Genomic DNA, 20,276 nt, shown 5'->3' on the forward strand with positions numbered 1-20,276 from the left:
AGGAGTCAGTGATGGAATTAGTAGCGGTTGATTATGCGGCTCCCGATGCTCCGCAGCAATTTGTAGAGTCATTACGAGAGTTTGGTTTTGCGGTTTTAAAAAACCATCCCCTGCAGGCGGACGAGATTACCCATATTTATACAGCATGGCAGGCGTTTTTTAATAGCCCTAGTAAATATGACTATCGTTTTAGCAAGCGCTTTGACGGTTATTTTCCGCCGGAGGTATCTGAAACTGCTAAAGGGCATCAGGTTAAAGATCTTAAAGAGTATTTCCATTTTTATTATCCGTGGGGGCAATGTCCGCCGGAATTAGTGGATATCACGGTGCAATATCGTCAGAAGACGAATCATATCGCCGAGCAATTATTAAATTGGATAGAGCGCTATTCGCCATCTGAGGTTGCCGCACATTATACAGAACCCTTATCAGCGATGATTGAAGGCAGTGATCAGACTTTATTGCGGGTATTACATTATCCGCCTTTAACAGGTAATGAAGTCCCTAATGCTATTCGTGCCGCTGCGCATGAGGATATTAATTTTCTGACCATTTTGCCTGCGGCAAATCAGCCCGGATTACAAGTATTAACCAAAGCAAATCAGTGGCTGGATGTGCCTTGTGATTTCGGGTTATTGATCATTAATATTGGCGATATGCTACAAGAAGCCTCTGGTGGCTATTTCCCCTCGACGACACATCGGGTGATTAATCCTCCTCAGACCACACAAAATAAATCACGTATTTCTTTACCCTTATTTCTGCATCCACGTCCTGAGGTGGTATTATCAGAACGTCATACCGCACAAAGCTATTTACAAGAACGCTTAAAAGAGTTGGGGTTCTAAAGCAATGTGCTGTAGGCCGTCCCTTTTTTGGAATGGGGATGAGCAATAAAACCACCAGTAGGAGGTAAGGAAATGTCTGAACAATGGTTAACTAGCTTAATTACCGAAGATGCTTAACAAGGTTTTGAGTTGGCAATAACGCTATCTAGAATGGGGGTGAAGTATACCCAGCCCTCTAGTGCAGTTAGGGATAAATTAAGACCTGTGTATGGGGAAAATGCGGATAGTCTCATCGCATCCTCGCAAGTCATCGCCCTCAACTTTCAGACGGTAGCTGCCGCTAATAATTATTGGCGTCATTGACTCCTGATATAAAACCCCTCACTAAGGCTATAGACTGATCGGAGGTAATCCCCGTTTTCATTAGGTAGGCTAAGGTAGCTGTGTATTAATTTGATTTTGGCGTATGATGTGCGCCTTCCTAATTTTGATCTCGAATACTAAACCCAATACGTATTCGTTTGCTGCAGGTGCTATATGCCGTTCAATACCATAGATGAAATTCTGACCGATTTGGCGCAAGGCAAAATGGTTGTGATCGTGGATGATGAGGATCGTGAGAATGAGGGGGATTTAATCATGATTGCCTCTTTGACCCGTCCCGAAGATGTCAATTTCATGGTCAAAGAGGCGCGTGGCCTAGTGTGCTTGACCCTCACTCGTGAGCGTTGTAAGCAACTCCGCTTGCCTCTCATGGTGTCACAGACTAATGAACAACATACCACGAATTTCACCCTTTCTATTGAAGCGGCTGAAGGGGTGACGACGGGTATTTCCGCCTATGATCGGGCACATACAATTCGTACCGCAGTAGCGCCTAATGCTCAACCTCGCGACATTACTCAACCCGGACATATTTTTCCTCTGATGGCGCAACCCGGTGGAGTCCTCACGCGAGCGGGACATACTGAGGCGGGCTGCGATTTAGCGCGTCTTGCAGGATTTGAGCCTGCCGCCGTGATTGTTGAAATCATGAATGAAGATGGCACGATGGCGCGGCGCTCGGATTTAGAGATTTTCGCCGAGAAACATCAGTTAAAAATGGGGTCGATTGAAGATCTGATTCGCTATCGGGTACAGAATGAAAAAACGGTGGAACGGGTCTATGAGCGCGAAGTCCAGACCGAGTTTGGGCCATTTCAATTGATTGCTTATCAAGAGCAAGCCCGCCATGAAATTCATTTAGCTTTAGTGAAAGGTAACATTCAGCCTCAAGAGCCAACATTAGTACGGGTACATTTAGAGAATGAGTTATGTGACCTCTTGGCACTACAAGAGCCGGGGTGTGGTTGGCCTTTGCGGGGTGTGATGCAGCATATCGCCGAGCAGGGTAAAGGGGTTATTGTGATTTTACGTAATCCGACCTCTGGTCAAGATGTGTTAAAAGCATTAAAAGCGTTTGAATCTCAAGCGCCACTAGTTGACAATACGCCCTCTTCACCGGCTGACCTCAAAACCTATGGTATAGGAGCGCAAATCATTAGTGATGTGGGTGTAACGCATATGCGCGTGATGAGTGCCCCTAAACGCTTTTTGGGTATTGCCGGATTTGGCTTAGAGGTCGTCGAGTACGTTCAGGATTAAGGTGGGTGTTTATATGCAAAAGATTTCAGTGATTGAAGGCGATTTTCTGCCTCAAGCCGCTCGCTACGGTATTTTAGTGGCACGTTTTAATGGCTTTATTGTCGAGAGCTTACAAGCCGGAGCGATTGATACGCTGAGGCGTCATGGTATTAGCGATGAGCACATTGAGATTGTTAAAGTGCCCGGCGCGTATGAGTTACCACTAGCTGCACAAGTGATGGCGGTGAGTGGTGAATATGATGCCATTATCGCATTAGGTGCGGTGATTCGGGGTAGCACGCCGCATTTTGATTATGTTGCCGGTGAGGCTGCCAAAGGCTTAGGTGCGGTGGGCATGGATAATGAGCTGCCGGTAGTATTTGGCGTGTTGACGACCGATACGATTGAACAAGCTATCGAGCGAGCAGGTACTAAAGCGGGTAATAAAGGCGCTGAAGCTGCATCAACGGCCATTGAAATGGTGTCTTTATTACGCAAACTACGCTCTTGAGATTATGGCACATAAACCTATCACCGAAGCGCAGCAGCGCATTGCTCAACGTCGTGTGGCTAGACGCCTTGCGATGATTGGTACTTATCAATGGATTATGACGCATAATAACTTCCATGAAATCTATGTTTATTTTCAGGAAGATTCTGAGCTTGCGGCAGATTTTCGTAAGTCTGATCCAGCCTTTTTCCATCAATTGCTGCGCAGTGCCATTGAGGAAGGGGAGCGTATTGAACCGCTATTAACCCCTCATTTGGATCGTACCTTGGCACAAATTGACCCTATTGAATATGCTGTGTTACGTATTGCCTGTGCTGAGCTTCTTAATCACCCCGAAACCCCCTATAAAGTAGTGGTCAATGAGGCGGTGAATTTGACTAAAAAATTTGGTGCAGAACAAGCGCATAAGTTTGTAAACGGCATTTTAGATAAAGTAGCGGTTCAAACTCGCGCCTTAGAGGTGTCTGCCTCTACTTCTGCCTAAGCTATGGTTTTTTAAAAACATAAATAGCCTATATCCTGTTAATGTGACGATTTAATGCGTCACATGATGGCATTTCAGTCATCAAGATTGTTTTTGCTTAATACTCAAGTGCATATCAGCATCAGCTACACGGATTCTATTTCCTTAGATCTAGGTGTTAGTAGATGCTGCTCTATGCATAATGCTATATAACTACTCCGCCTAATAAGCTAAGGGACAAGGCCTCACCCGTTTTATTATCGGTGGGCTATTTTTATCAGTTTTGCCGTAAAACCCCGTCGTTCACGGCGGGGATATCAGGCGAATCGGTTACAAACCGATGATTCGGTCGTTCACTTGAGTTAGAATAGTAGCATGACATCCCCCCTAGTGACGGTTCTCAAAACGCTAAAAGTACGAGTCAAGGATAAGCACACGCCTATTCTGGAGCGCATGGCGTTTGAAGTGAATCAGGTCTGGAATGCGGCCAATGAAGAAACGGCCTATTATGCACATTTACCGATTCCTGAGATTGGTTGGCTGCATATCTATGTAAGTGCTTACGATCTTGCCAAATCTCAAGCCACTTTGCGTAAAGAACATGGATTTCTGATTCACTCCCAAACAGTTCAAGAGGTGACAGAAGTACATGAGAAGGCACGTAAACAATTTAGGAAAAGTAAATTGCGCTGGAGAATATCCAGTGGCTCTAAACGATCCTTAGGTTGGATACCCTTTAAAAAAGGTGCAGCCGTATGGAAAAACGGGCAAGTTCGCTATGCGGGTCACTANTTCAAGGTATGGGATAGCTATGGACTAGCTCAATACGAGTTCCGTTCAGGCTCATTTTCCCAAGATGCTAGAGGTCGCTGGTACTTCAATGTGGTCGTAGCAGTCCCTGTTATAGAGTCGATAGCTCAAGGACAAGTGGGCATTGATCTAGGTCTGAAAGACACGGCTACCTGTAGCAATGGATTGAAGCTTGAATCCAAACAATTCTATCGAGAACTGGAATCTAAACTGGGTATAGCTCAAAGAGCTAAACAGAAAAAACGGGTGAAAGCAATTCATGCCAAAATCAAGAATCGTCGCTTAAACGCGATTCACCAGTTCACGACCGAAGTCGTTAAAAACAACGGCTTAATCATCATTGGCAATGTCAGTAGTTCAGCCCTAGCCAAAACCAAGATGGCTAAATCTGTCTTGGATGCAGGGTGGCACATACTCAAGACACAACTGAAATATAAAGCGAGTGCGCGGTCAGGTGTGTATCTAGAAGTCAATGAATCGTACACGACCCAAGCTTGTTCGAGTTGTGGCTGTATTAGTCCCAACAGTCCGAAAGGTAGAACAGGCTTGCGAATAAGAGAATGGTCTTGCCCTGAGTGTGGGGTGCTACATGATAGAGATATCAATGCAGCTAAGAATATTTTCGCGCTCGGACATGAGCGTCTGGCAGCAGGAATCCCCGTCCTTTAGGTCGGGGAGGATGTCAACTACTAGGAGAGTTAAATAATGAGCAATAAACCCAGCATCGTATTAGTACATGGCTTTTGGGGTGGCGCAGCCCATTGGAGCAATGTCATTCTTGAGCTATCACGTAAAGGCTTTACTGACCTACATGCGGTGGAGTTATCACTGAACTCTCTTGCTGATGATGCGGAAAGAACCCGTAAAATGATAGCACAGCAGCCTGGCTCCGTGATTCTGGTGGGGCATTCTTATGGTGGTGCGGTGATTACTGAAGCGGGCGATATGCCTAATGTGGTGGGCTTGGTCTATATTGCAGCCTTTGCACCTGATGCGGGCGAGAGTGCGGGGGCGATTACCCAAAGCAATCCACCAGCGGCCATTGCGAATGTAGTGCCTGATAGTGATGGTTATCTTTGGATTAAGGCGGACAAATTCCGTGATAGTTTCTGTCAAGACCTGAGTGCGGAGGAAGCACTGGTGATGGCAGTGACCCAAAAAGCCCCTGTGGGTTCTACTTTTGGCGATAATGTGACCGCTCCGGCTTGGAAGAAAAAACCTAGCTGGTATCAAATTTCAACCGAAGATCGAATGATTCATCCTGAGAATCAAAAGAAAATGTCGGCACGTATGAATCCGCGTAAGGTGATTTCATTGGCAGCAAGCCATGCTTCGCTAGCCTCGAAAGCGGCAGAGGTAGCCGCGCTGATTGAAGAAGCGGCAGCTCAATAGTACGTCCTACTTAGGCAAACTGGGGGATATATCCCTCAGAATGTCTAACCTAATCCCCTAACAATGCGGTCAAACTCGCCACATAAGCACTGGTTGTTGCTTGTCTTTGTTCGGGGGTAATGACCTTTTTATCTTGCCATTCAATATGTTCAGGCGGTAATTCATCTAAAAAGCGGCTGGGATCACAGGTTTCAGTTTCACCATATTTAGTACGAGTTTTGGCATAACTAATGGTTAAATGCTGTTGTGCACGGGTGATACCCACATAGGCTAAGCGCCGTTCCTCTTGAATCCCTTGAGCATCTTGGCTATTTAAATGGGGCAAGGTGTCATCTTCCATCCCTACCAGAAATACCTGAGGAAATTCAAGCCCCTTAGCTGCATGTAAGGTCATTAACGTCACTGCATCTTGCTCAGCTTCTTCACTATTGCGCTCTAATAAATCAACTAAACTCATATGGGCGACCATTTCACTAATCGACTCTTTGCCTGCACCATCGGCGTACAATTTGTCCATCCATTGCACTACTTCTTCAACATTACCCATGCGTTTTTCGGCGATTTTAGGTGAATTACTGCTCTCATGTAGCCAATCCTCGTAACGTAATTCACCCATTAAACGCTTGACCATCTCAGGCGGCGGCGTGTGATCCGCATCACGGCGTAATTGATTCACCCAGCCAGTAAAATTATCTAAACGCTCCGATGTTTTAGCACCCACCCGCTCCGCAAAGCCCATTTCCTGTGCGGCGGTGAATAAACTCACCTGACGTTGATGGGCATATTCGCCTAATTTTTCTAAAGTACTAGTGCCAATTTCCCGTCGCGGCGTATTAATCACGCGCAAGAAAGCGGTATCATCATCGGGGTTACTCAATAGGCGCAAATAGGCAAGTGTATCTTTTACTTCAGTACGTTCAAAAAAGGATGTACCACCCGTTAATTTATAAGGGATTTGGCCTTCACGTAAATATTTTTCAAATAACCGACTTTGATGATTACTACGATATAAAATCGCAAAGTTTTTAAAGGGTATTCGATCTTTAAAGCGACGTTTTAAAATTTCTCCGACAATCATTTGTGCTTCATGATCGGCAGTACGACAAGGCATAATTAAAATCGGCTCACCCTCTCCTAATGTACTCCATAATTGTTTTTCAAATAGATGCGGGTTATTACTAATTAATTGATTCGCACTTTCAAGGATACGTTTAGTAGAGCGATAATTTTGCTCTAATTTAACAACGTGTAGAGTAGGGTAGTCGCGTTGTAATTGAGCAATATTTTCGGGACGTGCACCCCGCCAGGCATAAATCGATTGATCATCATCCCCTACGGCTGTAAATGCACCCCGAATACCCGCTAATTGTTTGACTAATTGATATTGGCAGGCATTAGTATCTTGATATTCATCCACTAATAAATAGCGTAAGCGATTTTGCCATTTTTGTAATACTTCAGGATATTGTTGAAATAGCTGCACAGGCAATACAATTAAATCATCAAAATCAACCGCATTATAGGCTTTAATTTGGCGTTGATATTGCTCATAAAGTTTAGCAGCGAGTAATTCATCTTCATTAATCGCTTGATTTAGGGCTTGCTCGGGACTAATAAAATCATTTTTCCAGCGCGATATTGCTCCGCGTATACGGTCGACATCACCGGCGGCAAATTGTTCAGCGAGTTCAACTAATACCGATTGGCTATCTTGTGCGTCTAAGATACTAAAGCCATTTTTATAACCTAAGCGTTTTACTTCAGACTTAAAAATCGAAAGCCCTAGGGTATGAAAAGTAGAAATGGTGAGTCCTTTACCTTCACCGGCCTGTAATAGTTTTCCGGCTCGCTCTTGCATTTCACGCGCAGCTTTATTAGTAAAGGTAATGGCCGCAATACTTTTAGGATCATAATGCGCGTGGCGAATCAGCCACACGATTTTTTCCGTGATTACACGGGTTTTGCCACTGCCAGCGCCTGCTAATACCAGGAGCGGGGAGCCTAAATGAGTAACTGCAGCCTGTTGTTCAGGGTTTAAATTCATGTCTATTGGCCTAGGTTACTGTTTTGCCCATTGGGTTAAGAGCCAGTTTTTACCACTGACTAATAAAATACCGATTATTACTAAGAGTGCGCCAAAAATAAAATTAGCTTCCAAGGGTTCATTTAGAATGAGTACACCCGCTATTACTCCAAATAAAGGGGTCATAAACGAAAATACGCCTAATTGAGAGACAATATATTTTTTAAGTAGCGCAAACCAAGCTAAATAGCTAAAGAACGATACAATAATAACTTGAAATAATAAGCTGCTAATAGCAATGGGAGAGGGGTTAAAATGCCATTGCCCTAAAAGTCCGGCCATACTTAAGATCATAATCGCACTAATAATGAGTTGATATTGTAAAGTTTGTGTAGTGGGTGCTTGGGCTAATACCGAGCAGCGAATGGTTACTGTGGTAGCAGCCCAACTAAGCCCTGAGCCAAGCGCTAGCAGATCACCCCAGAGCTGGTAGGGGAGTTGAGCGGAGGTATTAGGAGATGATTTCCCTAAAAAGGCTAGTGCTAGGCCCACAAAAGCACAGCTAATACCTAGCCATTGTAAGGGGTGTAGGCGTTCGGTAGGAATATACCAGTGCAGAGCTAAGGCAACAAAAATAGGAGCCGTATATAAAAACACCACAGTATGAGAGGCCGTGGTGTAATGGAGTGCTTCACCGACTAATAAAAATTCTAAACCAAAGAAAAAGCCTGCCCATAAACCGGCTCGCCAGGTACTCACCGTAATAAAAACTTCCCGGCGAAAATACATGACTAAACCCACTAAGACCGCAGCAAATAGCGAGCGCAGGCCAATTTGAAAGGTCGGCGTAATATCAGGGGCCGAGAGTTTAAGCGTGATTTGTTGTCCGCCCCAAATCATACAAAGTAGCAACATAGTAGCCATAGCTTGAGCATCGAGGGAGCGGCGTATAGTCATGGTGGTGAATAAGAAAGTCAATCGTGGGCGGGATTGTAAACTAAGCTAAGCGTTTTTGCTGCTATTGGTCATAGGGTAATGTTTTGGTGGTAAATTAAGCAAACTCAGCCACAATTCAGCATTGGTTAGGCAGAGAGTCAGTATATGTTATAAAAATTAAGCTTGTTATAAACAGCTCGTTCTGAGCTGTGTGAATAAAAAAATTAGAGGCTTGTTATGAAAACTATTCAGTCATTGCGACTCGCAACCACAATAGCAATGTGTTTAGGGTTGAGTTGGGGATTAACACAAACGGTGCAGGCTAATCCGCGTATACAAGAGCAAGCACCACCCTGGTTACAGCCAGCTCCGGCTCCTACCGCTAGTGCTGCGATTAATGCAGTTATAAAAGCCGCCCAAGGCGGGCATCCGCGTGCTCAGTATGATTTAGCTGTGATGTATCAAAAAGGGCAGGGTATAGGAAAAGATTTAAATCAAGCTGCTTATTGGTTGAATAAAGCAGCACAGGGTGGTGAACCAGAGGCGCAATATTTATTAAGCCAAGTTTATCATCAAGGCACCTTAGGGCGGGCAGATGTAAAGCGTGCTTTATATTGGGGAACAGAAGCGGCTAAGCGGGGGCATGTTGAGGCGCAATATTGGCTAGGCGTGACTTATGTGAATGGTGATGGTGTGGTAGCCGATGAGAGTCAGGGGCGCTATTGGTTAAAACAAGCTGTTCAGCGTGGTTCGCAAGCGGCAAAAGTGGCATTACAATCAGTATCCCCTGCTGCTAGTCAAGTGGCTTATCAACGTCCACCTACTTCAGCGCCTAGTCAAGTATATAAGCGTCCGCCTTCAACCTCCTCGCCGGTTGAGTTAGCCTTAAATACGGTAGCACCTGTTCCTACCGAACCACCGGATTATCCCTCAGCCGCTGCGCCTATGCCGGCACGCTTACCAGAGCCTAATATTACTGAGGCTTTTAATGAGCCGAGATATCCGCGCGTTAATGCTGATATGCAGCGCCGCATACAAAATCAGGCCGAGGCCAGTGGTGGAGCGCGTATCAGCCTAAATGGTATGAATCCTAATGATATTTTAGAGCTAGCCAATTCAGGGGATCAGTATGCACAATTTTTAATTGGTGCTCTGTATGAAGAAGGTTCTGGTGGCTTTACCCAAAGTTATCGAGAGGCGGCGCGTTGGTATCGCCGTGCAGCGCGGCAAAATTACCCCAGAGCACAATATAATTTAGCGCTAATGTATGAAGACGGGCGTGGGGTAGAACAAGATTATAAGCAAGCAGGACAATGGTATGCTCAAGCCGCAAAAGGTGGCTTTACTAAGGCTAAGAATAATCTAGGTATTCTATATGTTATGGGTAAGGGCGTGCGTAAGAATACTAAAACAGCCGAGTATCTATTTAAACAAGCAGCACAAGAAGGCGATAAGGATGCCGAGTATAATTTAGCACGGCTAGTTAAAGGCTAAGCAGAGATACAAAAGTAAGCGGGTATTGCTTTATATCTTTACAAGTAGCAATACCCACTTACTAATTACTCACGGAAACTTAATAACAGTCCAACCTTTAGGTTGAATAGAACCATCAGAAAGCAGGATTTTTTTGCTGGCGGCTGAATTAGAGTAACGTCCTAAATCGGTTTCACTCATGCGCCCAAAAGCGGTTCTGAAAATAGAGGATTTCGCTTTAATCGTAGATAAATCACCTAATAATGCCTTATCTGTGCCAATCGTTATCTGCTTATAACGGGTCGTAGTGGCTAGGTTTTCAATCCAATCCTCCATAGCGCTAAATTGTGGTTTAAGGGCAAACGAAGTATCAACCACTACTAAAATTTCCGCTTGATGGCGGCTTAGGTAATAATGGGTTCCTAGCCAAGCGGCAAGATTCAATAAGATAAAAATGCCGAAGATTTTGATAAATTTCATCATTTTACCTACATCTCAGAATTGAGTAAGTTACCAATACGATACGAGGCTGATCCCGCACTCGATTCAATATAAGCACCCTCAGCGAGGCCAGCATAATCTTTTAGGTCTTGTGAACTGAGTTCATAGGCAATGCTGTGAATAGGAACACCCGCTAAATTCATCAGATTTTTGGCAGTCTCAAAATCCACCCCCACATTGGTTTCACCATCAGAGAGTAAAAAGATTACGGTTTTATAGTCCGGGTTTTGTTTTTTAAATTCGAGCAGCATATTCGCGGCGACTAGCACGGCACTATTAGTTGCTGTTTTGCCACCAGTAGACATTTTTTCTACTGCACCAATAAATAAGGATTTTTGAGACACATTAAAGGGGCGAATCGGCAGGTCAACATTCACGGCATCATTATAGGTCACTAAACCAATAGCATTATTTGTGCTAATTAAATCGGAGGACTCAATTAAAGCTTTGCGTAGGTTTTTAATACGCGAGCCTTCCATAGAGCCAGAGGTATCGGCAATAAATACCGCAGCAATCGGTTTGCCCCCGGATTTTTTCTGTTTCCATAAGCGTTGGGCTTGAGCAATGATAGAACCATCTTTAATGTTATAGGCATCTTGATAATCTTTGACTTGATCAAAACCAAAACGGCGTAACTCACCTTTTTGACTATCAAGAAATTTGGCAAACAGGGCTAATACTTCACGTTCAGCCTGATCGGCATTATTCGTAGCATATAAAGGGCCGTCGTGTCGCACGCCAAAGGGTACAAATTGATAGTCCTCTAATCCCGTGGCATTCGCCCATAGTTGATATTCCATCACAAAGGCATCGAGTACACCGCTGACTTGCGCAGCATCACGCATTTGTAGGGTATTTTGTGCAACAAAGGGAACGCCTTGTTGAAAGGCTTCAAACGCACTGGCTACATCGGGTGAGAGCATTTGTGTCTCATCGCCATTAGCAAACGAATTGAGTACCGTGAGCAAGAAATTAAGCCCTGTGCTGGATTGATAAGGGTTGGTATAACCCATGGCAAAAGAGCCACTACTCACATTGGTCAATAGTTTGGCAATATCCAGCTTGCCATCGGTGAGGATTTGGTCTGCTTTGGCTTTTTTCACAATAATACCCGCCACATTCGGTGCCGTAGTAGGTGCAATGGTGGTGAGATTATTACCATTGGCATTGACCATTTCTCCCCACAGCGTATTGCTGGGGGAAAACGCATCGGGTACATATTGCCCAGTGAGAATAAATTGTGCGCCTAAGCCTGAATCCATTTTACGAATCGCAATTGCCGCTTGTTTGCCATTGCTAATAGTTAAACCTTGGCGATTAAAACGCTCTGCCATGTCTAGATATAAAGCATCGCGGTTAGTGCCGGCTTTTTCGGGGGAGGTGAGAATCTCTACGGATTCTACGCGGGGCGAGTCAGGTATATCGAGCGTGATGGGGTATTCATTTAGATCCGGCAAGAGTGCTGATAAATTAGTACGGGTGAGTTGAATATTAGCGCGGCTTTGATTTTCATTATAGCTCGGCTGAATTGTACCATCGACTAATTCTTTGATTTTGGTTTCAGCCTTAGCTTTAGTATCAATGACATCTCCGCCACCGCAGCTCGTGAGTAGCATAGCGCTTAATACTAAAGCACTGAGGGTAGTAAGGTAGTTTAGTGTTAGGCGCATGATTATTTTCCAGTTTGTTGAGCGATACGTGCCAGGCTGACTAAGCGAGCCATGGTATCTAAACGATCAAAATCACTAATCGATTTAATATTAGCGACTTCTACCGCCGTTTCAGTCAGAGCATTAAAGAGTTTAGTATTTTCATTCAATAGGGTGCGCATCCGAGTTTGCTGCTCTTGATATAGCTCAGCCTGTTTACTAATCGCATCACTGACCGCTAAATTACGACTTAAACCCGACAAGCTATGCCCAATCGCGACAATATCGGTGAGATTTTGAATCGCATGTTCTTGTACAGTACGAGCCGCATTGAGGTAATTAATTGGGGTGAAGTGTTTGCCCACAAAGCGGGTTTCCACTACGGATTGATAGTCCTCTAGAATACCTGTTAGTACATCTGCTTGGCGCACACCTTCTTGAATACCGAGTTCGGCTAAATTAGAACGAGCGGTTTGGAGTTTATTGAGTAAGGCTTGATGGGTGGCATGGTTGCGAGCTTCTAGCCATTCATTCTCATCCTCGCCACTAAAACCTGCGAGCCGATAAATAATAATTACACTCAGTGTGGCGATTAAGCCAACACCCGCATAAGCGCCTAATAACCACCAAGGCGGTTGAAACCACCAAAAATAAAGGCCCAGCAGAATGATAGAAATGCCAGCAGCGATTAAGCCATAGCGGAGTGCGGTATTGTCGGGGGCTGAGGTTGGAATAGTTTTTCTCCTTCACTATTAAAGTCATCATGACCATAAGTATAGGGCTTGCTCAAGCTGTAGTTGAGCAAAAGTACTCGTAAAATCATATACCCAAATACTCGAATCACCAAAGACTGCTCCAGAAACACCCGCTTACTTTTATTGAATCAAAGGTGCTAAATTCCACTGTTTAATCCCCCAATCCCAGATAGTTTGTAAGGGTGCGGTGGCTAAATCAGTGGGTGGGTTTTGTTTTAAGAATTGCAGGGCTTGATATAAGTTTTGGCGGCGAGAGTGTTCATCTAGTAATAAGGCGGGTGCGTAAGTTTGTTTGCTAAGTTTTTCACCCTGAACATTCAGCACTAAGGGGATATGGGTATACTGAGGGGTGGGATAGCCAAGTAGTTGTTGTAGATAGATTTGGCGTGGCGTGTTATCGAGTAAATCAGCACCCCGTACTACTTCGGTAATTCCCTGATAAGCATCGTCTACCACCACGGCTAATTGATAAGCCCAGAGTCCATCCGCACGTTTGAGTACAAAGTCACCAATTTCGGCATGTAAGGACTGTGAGTAGTCGCCATGAATAGCATCATGAAACCCAATGATATGATCCGGCGTTTTAATCCGTATGGCAGCCGATTGATGGGAGGCGAGTGCTGGAATAGCAGAGCGGCAGGTATCTGGGTAGATAGCGCCAAAGCGTCCTTGTTTAGCTGAATGTTGGAGCTGCTTACGACTGCAATAGCACGGGTAAGTATAAGGTGCTAGTTGTGCTAATGCTTCACCGTAAGCGGCTTGACGCACTAGGTTGCTTTGCAGGATGATTTCACCATCCCATTCAAAGCCATAATAGCTTAATGTCTGTAAAATGGACTCTATTGCCCCAGCTTGCATACGTGGAGGATCTAAGTCCTCAATCCGTACTAGCCAGCGCCCGTTACGAGAGCGAGCGCTTAAATAGCTAGCGACGGCTGTAACTAATGACCCAAAGTGCAATAGCCCGGTGGGTGAGGGGGCAAAGCGTCCAACAGGTGCCATTAATTAAGCGAGTTGCTTTTCTTTAATCTCTTGCGTGGTTTTGCAGTCGATACATAGATCAGCAGTCGGGCGTACTTCTAGACGTTGTAGCCCAATTTCAATCCCACAAGCATCACAATAACCATAGTCATCTTCATCAAGGCGAGCAATAGTTTTATCAATTTTGCGGATGAGTTTGCGCTCACGATCACGGGCGCGTAATTCGAGGGCAAATTCTTCTTCTTGAGTGGCACGATCCGCAGGATCGGAGAAGTTGCTAGCCTCTTCTTTCATATGATCGACAGTACGATCCACTTCTTGCATCAGAGCTTTTTTCCACGCTACAAGGATGCCCCGAAAATGCTTAAGCTGAGCCTCATTCATATACTCTTCGCCAGGGCTAGGAATATAGGGTTCAATCCCTTCCACTGGTAAAGCCGATTTTCTCAGCATATAAGTAACATTATCAGACGCCATATTGTTCTCCATGTAAAAGTAGTCGACACCTATAGAAATATTGAGTTTTAATACTCTTTATTGAGTTGTTCGGGTTGTGTGTCACCACAAAAATTATTAATCAACAGCTAACTTCTTATTTGGCGCGCGATTATAGACTAAATTTTGTGAATGTGATGTTATTTATGCCTTTCTTTAAGAGTATTTTTAACTTAAAAAACCACTCCAGCTTGGAGCATAGTACAGTTAAGACAAAAGTCAAAAACACTACTGAGTATAAGCATAGAACCTTGTCGCCACCTGACCAGGCACTTGAATAAAAAGCTAGCAGTGACTAGAGGAAGCGGAATTGGAAGCGAACAGCATCAGGGCCGGGGTCTTTAATATTGAGCGATAATTCACGGGGCTGATAGGGTTGCATCACTGGATCAGCCGAAGATTCTAAGTATTCATCAGGCTTAAAGCGCCTGAGTGCTACCACTTCAGAGGCGCTATTTAAAAAGCTGACTTCCACATAGGGGTATTGTTGTGGAAAAGAAGCCTCATTTTGTAATGAGGCTTTTATAATCAAAAACTCAGGCGAATTGGGGTGTGAGAATACATTACGACTGAGCATTTTAATATTTTTTAGGTCTCGTTGCTCTAAATTACAATCTACCCATTGGCAGAGGGTAGCGACCATGGGTTGGGTTAGCGTTTGCTGTGCTAACCAATAGCGAGTACTGTAAACTAACTGCAAAAACAATAGTAAAGTCAGGCAGATAAGACTAATCGCTAGCCACCAACCAGCGCGTTTTTTCTCTCGTCTACCTAAGGGAAGCACGGCGGCAGCGCTACTATTGAGCTGATTGAGATGGTCGAGTTCTGAATGATCTGAATTAGAGTGAGTGTTACGTTTAAAAAGCCCAGTGATTTTACCCCAAAGTGAAGTAGGGGAGCCAGAACGCGCGGGTAATGGATGATTTTGACTAATCAAACGCTCTTCGGGCAGGGTAGTGCTCAGGGTTTTCATAGCATCAAAAATGACATCACATTCGCCACAACGTAATAAACCTTGAGCGGTGGTGAGTTCTTTCATAGTCACCCTAAAGGTGGCTCGACAATTACTGCATTGTGTGTACATAAGTAAAGGCTGTCTGTTGATTCATTGAATGGGTTCGCCTATCTATCATTAGTTAGAGTCTGCTATTTAATAAACGCTCTAGCCTTAAGAGCGTTTACCTGCTGCACGAATCCATTCTTCTTGCGTTACTACCTCTAACGGAGCGGAAAGATTAGGCTCGTAAGCATGGCGAATCATAGTTGTTTGAGTCGCTAAAATACCAGAAAGAACTAAATCTCCTCCGGAGTGTACAAACTTGATAATCTCTGGGGCTAATTGCACAAGAGGTCCCGCCAAAATATTGGCGAGTACTATGTCAAAAGTTTGTTCGGGTAAGTCTTGAGGATAACAAGTTTTAATCACTCCAGCGGGAATATCATTACGAGCGGCATTATCTAAGGTAGCTTGCAAGGCTTGGGGATCAATGTCGGTAGCCCATACCGTTGTAGCCCCTAGTTTTGCGGCTGCAATGGCTAAAATACCAGACCCGCAACCATAGTCTAACACTGTTTTTCCCGCTAAAGAAGAAAATTGCCCTAGCCACTCTAAACACAGTGCAGTCGTAGGGTGATTACCCGTGCCAAAGGCTAGCCCCGGATCAAGCAATACTTTAATCCCTTCACCTTCGGGTACTTCATGCCAGCTTGGATAAATCCAGAGGTGCTGACCAAATTGCATGGGATGAAAATTATCCATCCATGCCCGTACCCATTCTTGCTCGGCTAGGGTTTCAACGCGCATGCTTTGTAATTGCCATGCTTCTTTATTGACAGTTAACTCAAGTAATACCCAGTCAATATCCTCATCTAGGGGAAAGAGCGCGGTAATAATTAAATCATCCCAAAAAGGCGTCTCACCCGGTAAAGGTTCAAGTACCGGCTGATCAGCGGCATCTTGATAGGTAATCGAGGCAGACCCTGCCGCCTCGAATAAATCCGTGATCACATCCTTATGGGCGAGATTGGTATGACAGACTAGTTGCTTCCAGCTCATTTAAGTCCTAATTTCTTTTCAAGGTAATGAATATCCGCGCCACCGGCTTGGAAATGGGGGTCTTCCATAATACGGCGCTGTAGTGGGATATTGGTTTTAATACCATCAATAGCTAATTCACTTAAGGCACCATGCATACGTGCAATCGCTACTTCACGATTTTCAGCATGTACAATGAGTTTGCCTATCATGGAGTCGTAATAAGGCGGTACGGTGTAGTCAGTATAAATATGCGAATCAACCCGCACACCTAATCCCCCCGGCGCGTGATAACGCGTAATTTTTCCAGGTGAAGGCGCAAAGGTATCAGGGTCTTCAGCATTAATCCGGCACTCAATCGCATGACCATGGGGGCGAATATCGGATTGCTTCAGGGTGAGTGCTTCACCTGCGGCGACTAAAATCTGCAGTTTGACTAAGTCTACACCCGTAATTAATTCCGTAACCGGATGCTCTACTTGCAGACGGGTATTCATTTCAATGAAATAAAACTCGCCATTCTCATATAAAAATTCAAAAGTACCAGCACCACGATAACCAATTTCACGACAAGCAGCAGTCAGAATCGCGCCCATACGTGCCCGCTCTTCAGCGGTAATACCCGGAGCAGGGGCTTCTTCTACTACTTTTTGATGGCGACGCTGCATAGAGCAATCACGCTCACACAGGTGTAAAGCATTGCCATGCTGATCGGCGAGCACTTGGAATTCAATATGGCGCGGTGTTACAAGGTATTTTTCCATGTAAACCACATCATTATTAAACGCAGCTTTAGCCTCTGAGCGGGTCATTTCTATGGAGCGTAGTAATTCTTCGGCCTTATAGACCACACGCATACCACGCCCGCCGCCGCCGCCGGTGGCTTTAATAATAATGGGATAGCCAATTTTTTTCGCCATAGCAAGACAGGCATCAGGATCATCAGGCACAGCTCCCTCTGAACCCGGTACGCAAGGTACATTGGCTTTCAGCATGGCTTCTTTAGCCGAAATTTTGTCGCCCATTAAGCGAATGGTTTCAGCTCGTGGCCCTATAAATACAAACCCGCTCGATTCAACCCGCTCGGCAAAATCGGCATTTTCAGATAAAAACCCATAGCCCGGATGTATAGCATCAGCCCCCGTCACCTCAGCCGCACTAATAATGGCGGGGATATTAAGATAACTATCTACCGAGCGCGGTGGGCCAATACAAACCGACTCATCCGCCAGACGTACATGTTTAAGGTCACGATCAGCCGTAGAGTGTACGGCGACGGTTTTAATGCCCATCTCACGACAAGCACGTAAAATTCTAAGGGCAATTTCGCCCCGATTTGCAATCAAAATCTTTTTCAGCATGGTGAGTACCTTGCCTTAGCCAATCACAATTAAAGGCTGACCGTATTCAACCGGCTGCTCATTCTCTACTAAAATGGCTTTCACCACCCCAGCCTTATCGGAGCTGATGGGGTTAAGCATTTTCATAGCTTCAATAATACATAGTGTGTCGCCAACGGCTACCGTTTGCCCAATTTCAATAAAGAATTTAGCACCAGGGGAAGGCGCACGATAAAAGGTGCCTACCATGGGGGATTCAATCACATGACCACTAGGAATACCGTTTTCAACCGGCGCGGGTGTAACAGGCGTGGTAGGTGTGAGAGTCGGAGCACGCTGAGCTTCCACATTCATATAGAGTGGAGTTTGCATAGGCATACCCATTGGCACAGGATGGGGTAGAGCAGAAGCGCGACTAATACGTACGGAGTCCTCACCTTCTTTGATTTCAATTTCAGCAATATCGCTGTCATGGAGCAGATCAATCAATTTTTTTATTTTGCGAACATCCATCATGATGCAGTGTTCCTGGCCTTAAGTTGTCAAAAATAGAGTTAGAGCCAAGCTTATGATGATAGAGCCTCCAAGCTTGGCGATCAGTTTGGTCAAAATTAGATGTCTTAACGGCGGCTTACAATTTTAAACGCCGACAGTGCTAGTTGCTTCACTAGATCCCAACAGATAGGCAGGAAGTTTACACCGATTGGCTCCAATTCGCAGCCATTTACCACTATTTCCCCTGAATTAGTGTGGAGAGCTTCCGCACCCGTATCAAAAAACGCCTAGCCCATAAGACGATCTGCTTTTCTAAATCCATTGAGTCTCATAACAAGGGGATCGGTGAGTTTATTATGAGTTTGTTAATAAAATGTTTCTCAACTCTGGGTGAATGTGTCAATTTACCAATTATCGGTTAAAATAGACCTAACATCGACTTTAGGAGTTAACCCCATGACTCATTCTAACCATGTTGCTTATGGCAGTTGGATTTTTGGTTTTATCTTATTGGCTTTTGTGATAGCGGTGTTTTGGTTTGCACCCGATGCATTGCCTCCTTTTAAACAACAAATATTAGCGTTTTCATCGGCGTTGGTGGCAGGCTTATTTGGTTTCTTTCTGACGGGTGATATTGCGCTGTTGATGAGGCATAAGGGGTCGAGTACTACGCTCAAGGCCGCCGGTGGAATAGCTTTGTTTGTGGTGGTATTAGGCTGGTGGCAAACCTCATCTGCTCCGGTGCAAGCGGCTGATAGACCTCCTTCCCTTAGTATGTCACCTACTTCTAATCCCTCTATGACTCCCGCTGTGCCTAGTACTCCTGCACAACCTGTGGTAACTCAACAAGACAGTAGTATTCATGCCCGCAAAGATATAACTATTCGAGCAAGTAAAGAAGGTGCTGAGGCTAATGTCATTACCGGGAATGGACAAATTTTAAAGGGTAATAGTACTTCAGGTAGTTTGAATCAACCTACTACAGTACCTACTAAATCCGGTATTAGTACTGATGGCCATTTGATTATTGAGTCGACAGGTAAAAATAGCAGCGTGAGTGTCATTACTGGGAGTGGACAAGTACAAGAGGCTCAGTGATGAAGCGTTTATTATTAGTTGGTTTCGTGGCTGCTTTATTGAGTGTTTCATCCAGTTGGGCAGAGGGAGCGGATAGTAGTATTAAGGTGGGTGGTAATTTAGTAGCGACCGTGCAAGATAATGGTTCGATTGTAATTATGACAGGTGGGCAGATTGTTCAGGTAATCGATAAAGAGTCTGTTGAGCAATTGGGTGTGGCAAAATCAGCCGTGGGTAATTTTCTGAAAATTCTTCAGGAGGAGAATATTCCCTTAGCCGATTGGGATAAGAAACTACGTGAAATTGCTAAGGATTATCAGTTATTGAGAGAGCAAGTCAAAAACTTACCTACCAATTCGATTAAGGGGGAGGAGTTAAAAGCACAGGCAGAAGCTGCGATTGATAAGGGAGAGTTTGATAAGGCTAAGCAACTATTTGAGGATATCCATGCTTTGAATATGCAAGCCGCTAAGCAAAATATTCTGTTTGCCGCCGAAGCCGATGCTGCCAATGGAGCCTTGGCTCGTACTCGGATACGCTATATTGAGTCGGGTAAGTATTATGAGCGGGCAGCACAGGCTTTATTGGCACTAGGGCATGAGCATGAAGTACAAGCAGCTAGATTTTTGAATTGGGCAGGGCGAGGATTTGATGATGGAGGTCAATATCAGCAAGCACAGCCGTTATTGGAGCGTTCGTTAGCGATTCTTGAACAGGCGTTGGGTAAGGATCATCCTGATGTGGCGGCGAGTCTGAATAATCTGGCGAGTCTTTATCATTCCATGGGTGAGTATGCTAAAGCCTTGCCCCTGTATGAGCGCTCATTAGCGATTAGTGAACAGGCGTTGGGTAAGGATCATCCTGAGGTAGCGACGAGCCTGAACAATCTGGCGGCTCTTTATTACTCAATGGGTGAGTATGACAAGGCG

The 20,276-nt window shown here is 44.8% G+C and carries 21 protein-coding genes and 1 pseudogene; 11 read left to right on the forward strand and 11 right to left on the reverse strand.

Annotation, left to right across the window (positions count from 1 at the left end):
- The first annotated feature begins 11 nt into the window (after nucleotides 1-11).
- From A3IK_RS0105005 to A3IK_RS0105030, 7 genes are all read left to right on the forward strand, one after another.
- Entirely contained in the window at nucleotides 12-848 is an 837-nt protein-coding gene (locus A3IK_RS0105005) for a 2OG-Fe(II) oxygenase family protein (RefSeq protein WP_020558883.1), read from the forward strand.
- Nucleotides 849-977: 129 nt separating this feature from the next.
- A complete protein-coding gene (locus A3IK_RS21860; RefSeq protein ID WP_211209414.1) occupies nucleotides 978-1,151 on the forward strand; it encodes a hexameric tyrosine-coordinated heme protein in 174 nt (57 codons plus the stop codon).
- A gap of 174 nt (nucleotides 1,152-1,325) precedes the next feature.
- The gene (gene ribBA / locus A3IK_RS0105010; protein WP_020558884.1) at nucleotides 1,326-2,432 is read left to right on the forward strand and encodes a bifunctional 3,4-dihydroxy-2-butanone-4-phosphate synthase/GTP cyclohydrolase II; all 1,107 of its coding nucleotides are present in this window, start codon (nucleotides 1,326-1,328) and stop codon (nucleotides 2,430-2,432) included.
- A 13-nt stretch (nucleotides 2,433-2,445) separates the two neighbouring features.
- On the forward strand, nucleotides 2,446-2,922 hold the full coding sequence (ribH, locus tag A3IK_RS0105015; RefSeq protein WP_020558885.1) for a 6,7-dimethyl-8-ribityllumazine synthase: 477 nt from the start codon (nucleotides 2,446-2,448) through the stop codon (nucleotides 2,920-2,922).
- Nucleotides 2,923-2,926: 4 nt separating this feature from the next.
- Nucleotides 2,927-3,406: a transcription antitermination factor NusB gene (gene nusB, locus A3IK_RS0105020; protein ID WP_020558886.1), complete on the forward strand. Its 480-nt coding sequence runs from the start codon at nucleotides 2,927-2,929 to the stop codon at nucleotides 3,404-3,406.
- Nucleotides 3,407-3,760: 354 nt separating this feature from the next.
- Entirely contained in the window at nucleotides 3,761-4,864 is a 1,104-nt protein-coding gene (locus tag A3IK_RS0105025) for an RNA-guided endonuclease InsQ/TnpB family protein (RefSeq protein ID WP_020558887.1), read from the forward strand.
- A gap of 36 nt (nucleotides 4,865-4,900) precedes the next feature.
- Nucleotides 4,901-5,587, forward strand: a complete 687-nt coding sequence (locus A3IK_RS0105030; RefSeq protein ID WP_020558888.1) for an alpha/beta hydrolase — start codon at nucleotides 4,901-4,903, stop codon at nucleotides 5,585-5,587.
- Between the two features lie 49 nt (nucleotides 5,588-5,636).
- Here A3IK_RS0105030 and rep read toward each other — a convergent pair whose 3' ends face one another.
- Together rep and A3IK_RS0105040 are read right to left on the reverse strand one after the other, a co-directional pair.
- On the reverse strand, nucleotides 5,637-7,631 hold the full coding sequence (gene rep, locus A3IK_RS0105035) for a DNA helicase Rep (protein ID WP_020558889.1): 1,995 nt from the start codon (nucleotides 7,629-7,631) through the stop codon (nucleotides 5,637-5,639).
- Nucleotides 7,632-7,646: 15 nt separating this feature from the next.
- On the reverse strand, nucleotides 7,647-8,534 hold the full coding sequence (locus A3IK_RS0105040) for a DMT family transporter (protein WP_245539457.1): 888 nt from the start codon (nucleotides 8,532-8,534) through the stop codon (nucleotides 7,647-7,649).
- A 249-nt stretch (nucleotides 8,535-8,783) separates the two neighbouring features.
- Here A3IK_RS0105040 and A3IK_RS0105045 point away from each other — a divergent pair, with 249 nt between their 5' ends.
- Nucleotides 8,784-10,040, forward strand: a complete 1,257-nt coding sequence (locus A3IK_RS0105045; protein WP_020558891.1) for a tetratricopeptide repeat protein — start codon at nucleotides 8,784-8,786, stop codon at nucleotides 10,038-10,040.
- Between the two features lie 69 nt (nucleotides 10,041-10,109).
- On the opposite strand, the gene A3IK_RS0105050 is transcribed toward A3IK_RS0105045, so the two are convergent.
- From A3IK_RS0105050 to accB, 9 genes are all read right to left on the reverse strand, one after another.
- Nucleotides 10,110-10,502, reverse strand: a complete 393-nt coding sequence (locus A3IK_RS0105050) for a hypothetical protein (protein ID WP_245539458.1) — start codon at nucleotides 10,500-10,502, stop codon at nucleotides 10,110-10,112.
- 5 nt (nucleotides 10,503-10,507) lie between these two features.
- Complete coding sequence (locus A3IK_RS0105055) at nucleotides 10,508-12,190, reverse strand: vWA domain-containing protein (RefSeq protein WP_020558893.1); 1,683 nt, start codon at nucleotides 12,188-12,190, stop codon at nucleotides 10,508-10,510.
- 2 nt (nucleotides 12,191-12,192) lie between these two features.
- Nucleotides 12,193-12,600: a hypothetical protein gene (locus A3IK_RS21665; protein ID WP_020558894.1), complete on the reverse strand. Its 408-nt coding sequence runs from the start codon at nucleotides 12,598-12,600 to the stop codon at nucleotides 12,193-12,195.
- Between the two features lie 444 nt (nucleotides 12,601-13,044).
- Nucleotides 13,045-13,926 carry a tRNA glutamyl-Q(34) synthetase GluQRS gene (gluQRS, locus tag A3IK_RS0105065; protein WP_020558895.1) on the reverse strand — a complete coding sequence of 294 codons (882 nt, stop codon included), beginning with the start codon at nucleotides 13,924-13,926 and terminating at the stop codon, nucleotides 13,045-13,047.
- Between the two features lie 3 nt (nucleotides 13,927-13,929).
- Nucleotides 13,930-14,382: an RNA polymerase-binding protein DksA gene (gene dksA / locus A3IK_RS0105070; RefSeq protein WP_020558896.1), complete on the reverse strand. Its 453-nt coding sequence runs from the start codon at nucleotides 14,380-14,382 to the stop codon at nucleotides 13,930-13,932.
- Nucleotides 14,383-14,695: 313 nt separating this feature from the next.
- Nucleotides 14,696-15,484 (reverse strand): zinc-ribbon and DUF3426 domain-containing protein, encoded by a 789-nt coding sequence (locus A3IK_RS0105075; RefSeq protein WP_083915666.1) that lies wholly within the window; start codon nucleotides 15,482-15,484, stop codon nucleotides 14,696-14,698.
- An 84-nt stretch (nucleotides 15,485-15,568) separates the two neighbouring features.
- Nucleotides 15,569-16,456, reverse strand: coding sequence for a 50S ribosomal protein L11 methyltransferase (gene prmA / locus A3IK_RS0105080; protein ID WP_020558898.1), 888 nt, complete (start codon nucleotides 16,454-16,456; stop codon nucleotides 15,569-15,571).
- Nucleotides 16,453-17,796, reverse strand: coding sequence for an acetyl-CoA carboxylase biotin carboxylase subunit (gene accC / locus A3IK_RS0105085; protein ID WP_020558899.1), 1,344 nt, complete (start codon nucleotides 17,794-17,796; stop codon nucleotides 16,453-16,455). The genes prmA and accC overlap by 4 nt, the downstream gene beginning before the upstream one ends.
- Nucleotides 17,797-17,811: 15 nt before the next feature.
- Nucleotides 17,812-18,291 (reverse strand): acetyl-CoA carboxylase biotin carboxyl carrier protein, encoded by a 480-nt coding sequence (accB, locus tag A3IK_RS0105090; protein WP_020558900.1) that lies wholly within the window; start codon nucleotides 18,289-18,291, stop codon nucleotides 17,812-17,814.
- A gap of 239 nt (nucleotides 18,292-18,530) precedes the next feature.
- On the opposite strand from accB, the pseudogene A3IK_RS21670 reads away from it, so the two are divergent.
- The 3 genes and pseudogenes from A3IK_RS21670 to A3IK_RS20165 form a co-directional block, all read left to right on the forward strand.
- A pseudogene (locus tag A3IK_RS21670) lies at nucleotides 18,531-18,692 on the forward strand (IS1 family transposase); the annotation flags it as partial.
- A 34-nt stretch (nucleotides 18,693-18,726) separates the two neighbouring features.
- Nucleotides 18,727-19,368, forward strand: coding sequence for a hypothetical protein (locus A3IK_RS0105095; protein WP_020558901.1), 642 nt, complete (start codon nucleotides 18,727-18,729; stop codon nucleotides 19,366-19,368).
- Nucleotides 19,368-20,276: tetratricopeptide repeat protein (locus tag A3IK_RS20165; RefSeq protein ID WP_020558902.1), on the forward strand; the 909-nt coding region annotated here is incomplete at its 3' end. The genes A3IK_RS0105095 and A3IK_RS20165, both read left to right, overlap by 1 nt.

It is taken from the genome of Thiofilum flexile DSM 14609 (genome assembly GCF_000380185.1).
Lineage (GTDB): Bacteria > Pseudomonadota > Gammaproteobacteria > Thiotrichales > Thiotrichaceae > Thiofilum > Thiofilum flexile.